General features: G+C 70.2%; 5 protein-coding genes, 1 pseudogene and 1 riboswitch. Of the genes and pseudogenes, 5 read left to right on the forward strand and 1 reads right to left on the reverse strand.

Annotated features, from left to right (window positions below; translation table 11 throughout):
* Nucleotides 1-573, forward strand: a 573-nt coding sequence (locus ACLL81_RS11885) for a DALR anticodon-binding domain-containing protein (RefSeq protein ID WP_411288556.1), incomplete at its 5' end; no start/stop codon positions are given.
* Between the two features lie 56 nt (nt 574-629).
* Here ACLL81_RS11885 and ACLL81_RS11890 read toward each other — a convergent pair.
* Entirely contained in the window at nt 630-1,667 is a 1,038-nt protein-coding gene (locus ACLL81_RS11890; protein ID WP_411288557.1) for an alpha/beta hydrolase, read from the reverse strand.
* Between the two features lie 194 nt (nt 1,668-1,861).
* Nucleotides 1,862-1,955: riboswitch (glycine riboswitch) on the forward strand.
* A 158-nt stretch (nt 1,956-2,113) separates the two neighbouring features.
* Between ACLL81_RS11890 and gcvT the strand changes: the two genes are divergently transcribed.
* The 4 genes and pseudogenes from gcvT to ACLL81_RS11910 form a co-directional block, all read left to right on the forward strand.
* Entirely contained in the window at nt 2,114-3,238 is a 1,125-nt protein-coding gene (gcvT, locus tag ACLL81_RS11895; protein WP_411288558.1) for a glycine cleavage system aminomethyltransferase GcvT, read from the forward strand.
* A 17-nt stretch (nt 3,239-3,255) separates the two neighbouring features.
* The gene (gene gcvH / locus ACLL81_RS11900) at nt 3,256-3,621 is read left to right on the forward strand and encodes a glycine cleavage system protein GcvH (protein ID WP_411288559.1); all 366 of its coding nucleotides are present in this window, start codon (nt 3,256-3,258) and stop codon (nt 3,619-3,621) included.
* 6 nt (nt 3,622-3,627) lie between these two features.
* Nucleotides 3,628-4,974, forward strand: coding sequence for an aminomethyl-transferring glycine dehydrogenase subunit GcvPA (gene gcvPA / locus ACLL81_RS11905; protein ID WP_411288560.1), 1,347 nt, complete (start codon nt 3,628-3,630; stop codon nt 4,972-4,974).
* A pseudogene (locus tag ACLL81_RS11910) lies at nt 4,971-5,527 on the forward strand (aminomethyl-transferring glycine dehydrogenase subunit GcvPB); the annotation flags it as partial. The gene gcvPA and the pseudogene ACLL81_RS11910, both read left to right, overlap by 4 nt.

Consider the following 5,527-nt stretch of genomic DNA (forward strand, 5'->3'; position numbering starts at 1 on the left):
GTCCTGAAGCTCTATGACATGATCGAGATGACCCGCGGCAAGGCGCGCGAACGGCTGCACGAAGCCGGCCTCGGCGAGAACCTGTCGCCAGAAGACTTCGAGGAGATCGCCGGCAAGGTGGCCGTCGCGGCGCTGAAGTTCGCCGACCTGCAGAACTTCCGCGGCACCTCCTACGTGTTCGACCTCGACCGCTTCACCAGCTTCGAGGGCAAGACCGGCCCCTACCTGCTCTACCAAGCGGTGCGGGTGAAGTCGGTGCTGCGCCGGGCCGCCGAAGCGGGGGCCACGGCGGGGCCGGTCACCGTCGCCGAGCCGGCCGAACGCGAACTGGTGCTCACCCTGGACGCCTTCGATGCGGCGCTCACCGATGCCTATGACAAGAAGGCGCCCAACGCCGTGGCCGAGCACGCCTACCGCCTGGCCCAGAGCTTCTCCCGCTTCTACGCCGCCTGCCCGATGCTCTCGGCCGAGCCGGCTGTGCGCAGCTCGCGCCTGACGCTGGCCCAGGCGGCGTTGCGCCAGCTCGAACTGGCCCTCGACCTCCTGGGCATCGCGGTTCCGCAGCGGATGTAGAGGCGCAAGCGGGCGGGCCTCCCGGGAACGTCCCGAGGGACCCGCCGCGCTCGAAGTTAGATCGGCAGGATCGCCGTACCGAAGGCGCGCTTCAGTTCGTGGGCGACGAAGGTCTCGGCCAGGGCCGCGTCCTTCACCACCAGGCCCATGCCGAAGAACTCATGGGTCACCCCGTGGAAGGTCTTGTGGCGCACCTCCACGCCCTGGGCCTCCAGCCGCTCGGCCAGGGTCTCGCCCTCGGAGCACAGGGGGTCGATCTCGGCGGTGATGATGGTGGCGCTGGGCAGGCCGCGCAGGTCGGCTTCCACCAGGTTGATCCGCGGGTCCTGCAGGTCCGCCATGTCGGCGAACACGTGCTTCACGAACCATTCCATCATCGGCTTGCTCAGCGGCTTGGCGTCGGCGTTTTCGCGGTAGGACGGGGTGTTCATGTCGATGCCGGCCACCGGATAGATCAGCGCCATGTGCGCCGGGGCCTGCAGGCCCTGGTCCCGGGCCATCATCGCCACGCCAGCGGCCAGGTTGCCGCCGGCGCTCTCGCCCATCACCGCTACCCGCTGCGGGTCGCCGCCGAACGACTGGGCGTTCTCCAGCACCCACTTGTAGGCGGCCAGCGCGTCGTCGTGGGCGGCGGGGAACTTGTCCTCCGGCGCGCGGCGGTATTCCACCGAGACCACGATCACGTCGCCGAACTTGGCGATGGCGCGGGGGCCGGCGTCATAGACGTTGATGTCGGCGATCACCCAGCCGCCGCCGTGGAAATAGACCACCACGGGATGCAGCTTTTCGCTCTCGTGCATCCGGTAGATCCGGGCCGGCAGCTCCCCCGCCGCGCCGGGATAGGTGATGTCCTCGGTGAGCACTCCTAGGTCGGCCATGCGGTCCATGCCCCGCGCCCGCAGGATCTTCATCGCCGCATCGCCCGGCGTCGGCTGCTTGCGCGCCTCCTCCGGCGTCAGCATCTCGATGGGCTGCGGATTCATCTCCAGGAAGGTCTCGATGACCTTGCGCATGTCGCTATCGGAGTGAGCGTTGGGATTGTTCGGGTCGCGCCTGGCGTCGGCGCCGCCGAACAGACGGTCGAGAATGGACATGGAACTACCTCTGAGGGATGTGCCAAACCCCAACCGGACTGACCCGCCGAGCGTTCCCCAGTCCGGTCGCTTTCCCGCAATGAATCGCCTCGGGGCGCAGGCGGCCCCGCCACCGTCAGCCCGGCGGCGGCGTGGGCCGGGACTCCCTCCCCCATCGCCCGTTGACTCGCAACCACCGATCGAACAGGGTCCGCCCGACTCTCGCGGGAGATACCGGGACGAAAAAAGCCCGGAGCCGAAGGCGCAACCGCCCCGGAAACGCTCAGGCAAAAGGACCGCGAAGGGCTGATGCACGCTGGAAAGTAGCGACCCTTTCAGGGACGCTCGCCGAAGGAGCAAAGGGTCGCCGCAAGGCAGCCCGAAATCTCTCAGGCCCAAGGACAGCGGGGGCGCGCGAGGCGGAGGCCATCCTCCGTCGCCGCTGGTCGTCAGCCGGAGTCCGCCACGTGTCCGATCCATCCGCCAACAAGGCGCTGAGAACCACTCCCCTGCATGACGCGCAGGTGGCCCTGGGCGCGCGCATGGTCGCCTTCGCCGGCTACGAGATGCCGGTCCAGTACCCCCAGGGCGTGCTGAAGGAGCACCTGTGGTGCCGCGAGCACGCCGGGCTGTTCGACGTCTCCCACATGGGCCAGGCGCGCCTGCGCGGGGTCTCGCCCCTGTCGGCCTTCGAGGAGGTGACCCCCGGCGATTTCATCGGCCTGAAGGCCGGCAAGCAACGCTACTCGGTCCTCTTGAACAAGACGGGCGGCATCATCGACGACCTGATGGCCGGGCGCCCCGACGACGACGGCCTGTTCGTGGTGGTCAACGGCGCCGGCAAGGACCACGACTTCAAGGTCATCGACGACGAGCTGGCCGGCCAGGTGGCCATCGAGCGCCTGGAGGACCGCGCCCTGCTGGCCCTGCAGGGTCCCGAGGCCGCCGCCGTCCTCAAGGCCCACGCCCCCGACGCCGCCGCGCTGGTCTTCATGGACACCCGCGCCATGAGCGCCTTCGGCGTCGACGCCATCGTCTCGCGCTCCGGCTACACCGGCGAGGATGGCTATGAGATCTCGGTCCCGGCGTCCGCCGCCGTGGATGTCTGGAACACCCTGCTGGCCGACGACCGGGTAAGGCCCATCGGCCTGGGCGCCCGCGACAGCCTGCGCCTGGAGGCGGGCCTGCCGCTCTACGGCCACGACCTCGACGAGACCGTTTCCCCCATCGAGGGCGACCTGGCGTTCTCCGTTTCCAGGAAGCGCCGCGACGCCCGTGATTTTCCGGGGGCTTCGCGGATCGCCCGCGAGCTCACGCAGGGCCCGGCCCGGGTCCGCGTCGGCCTGACCGTGCTGGAGGGCGCCCCGGCCCGCGAGGGCGCCGAGATCGCCGACGCGGCCGGGACCGTGATCGGCGTAGTCACCTCCGGCGGCTTCTCGCCCACCCTTCGCCAGGGGATCGCGCTGGGCTTCGTGCCCCCCGCCCACGCCGAACCGGGGACGCCCCTGCAGGTCATCGTCCGCGGCAAGCCGCAGGCGGCCGTGGTCACCAAGGCCCCATTCGTCCCCCACCGCTACGTCCGCAAGCTCTAGCCAGGAAGGATCCGCCCATGCGCTTCACCAAGGATCACGAGTGGGTCGAACTGGAGGGCGACGTCGCCACCATCGGCATCACCGCCTACGCCGCCGAACAGCTCGGCGACGTGGTGTTCGTGGAGACCCCCGACGTCGGCAAGGCGGTGAAGTCCGGCGACGGCCTGGCGGTGGTGGAGAGCGTCAAGGCGGCGTCCGACGTCTACGCCCCGATCTCCGGCGAGGTGGTGGAGGCCAACGGCGCCCTGGCCGACGCGCCCGAGACGGTCAACGCCGAGCCGGAGGCCGGTGGCTGGTTCGCCAGGGTGAAGGTCGCCGATCCCGCCGAGTACGAGGCGCTCATGGACCGCGCCGCCTACGACGCCTTCCTCCAGACCCTGTAGAGCCCCATGCGATACCTGCCACTGACCCCCCACGACCGCGCCCAGATGCTGGGCGTGATCGGCGCGCCCTCCATCGACGACCTGTTCCGCGACGTGCCCGCCGCGGCGCGGGCGAACGACCTGTTCGACCTGCCGCTGCACGCCGGCGAACTGGAGGTGGAGCGTGAGCTGGGCCAGCTCGCGGGGATGAACCGGCCGGCCGGGGCGGGCCCGTTCTTCTGTGGCGCCGGCGCCTATCGCCACCACGTGCCGGCCACGGTGGACCACGTGATCCAGCGCTCGGAGTTCCTCACCAGCTACACGCCCTACCAGCCCGAGATCGCCCAGGGCACCCTGCAGGTGCTGTTCGAGTTCCAGACTCAGGTGGCCGCGCTCACCGGGCTCGATGTGGCCAACGCCTCCATGTACGACGGCTCCACGGCCTGCGCCGAGGCGGTGATGATGGCCCAGCGGGTCACCCGCCGGGAGAAGGCGATCCTGTCCGGCGGCCTGCACCCCCACTACGCCGCCACCACTCAGACCATCGCCCACGCCGAGGGCATGGAGATCCTTCGTCAGAGCGCCGCCATCGACGCCGAGGCGGCGGTCATCGACGCCATCGACGCGGAGACCGCCTGCGTGGTGGTCCAGACCCCCAATGTATTCGGCGTGGTCACCGACGTGACCCGGATCGCCGAGGCCGCCCACGCGGCCGGCGCCCTGCTGGTGGTGGTGACCACCGAGGCGGTGTCGTTCGGCCTGCTGAAGTCGCCCGGCGAAATGGGCGCGGACATCGCCGTCGCCGAGGGCCAGTCAATCGGCAACGCCCTGAACTATGGCGGGCCCTATGTGGGCCTGTTCACCTGCCGCGAGAAGCTGGTGCGGCAGATGCCGGGCCGCCTGTGCGGCGAGACGGTGGACGCCGAGGGCCGCCGCGGTTTTGTCCTGACGCTCTCCACCCGCGAGCAGCACATCCGCCGCGAGAAGGCGACCTCGAACATCTGCACCAACTCCGGTCTCTGCGCCCTGGCCTTCACCATCCACCTGTCGCTGCTGGGGGAGACGGGTCTGCGCCAGCTGGCCGCCCTCAACCACAGCCGGGCGCGGGAGATGCGGGACGCCCTGGCCGGGGTGGCGGGGGTGGAGATTCTCACGCCCCGGTTCTTCAACGAGATCGCCGTGCGCGTCCCCGGCGACGCCGCGGCGTTGGTGGAGGCCATGCTGGCCGACGGCGTGGTGGCCGGGGTCCCCTACTCGCGGCTCGACCCGCACGCGGGGCTGGACGACATCCTGCTGCTGGCCGCCACCGAGACCACCACCAGCGACGACATCAGGGCGCTCGCTGGCGCCCTCGCCATGAGGATCGGCCGATGACCCTGCAAAACGTCGGCCGCCCCACCCGTCCCAAAGCTGCGGCAGGCGGTGGCGAGCACGCCTCCCTCACCGGCGGCCGCGGCCTGCTGCAGGACGAACCCCTGCTGTTCGAACTGGAAGGCTGGACCAAGACCGGCGTCGACCTGGCCGACCCGGAGCACGACGCCTCCGACCTGGGCGACCTGGTCCGCGCCGCACCGATCGGCCTGCCCGGCGTCTCGGAGCCGGAGGCCATGCGCCACTACGTGAGGTTGAGTCAGAAGAACCACGCCATCGACCTGGCGCTCTATCCGCTGGGCTCGTGCACCATGAAGCACAACCCGCGCCTGAACGAGAAGATGGCCCGCCTGGCCGGCTTCGCCGATCTGCATCCCTTGCAGCCGCAGTCAACGACGCAGGGTGCGCTGGAACTGATGGACCGGCTCGCTCACTGGCTAAAGACCCTCACCGGCATGCCGGCGGTGGCCCTGTCGCCCAAGGCCGGCGCTCACGGTGAACTGTGCGGCCTGATGACCATCCGCGCCGCGCATGAGGCCTCGGGCCAGCATGAGCA

The organism is Phenylobacterium sp., from assembly GCF_046590535.1.
Lineage (GTDB): Bacteria > Pseudomonadota > Alphaproteobacteria > Caulobacterales > Caulobacteraceae > Phenylobacterium.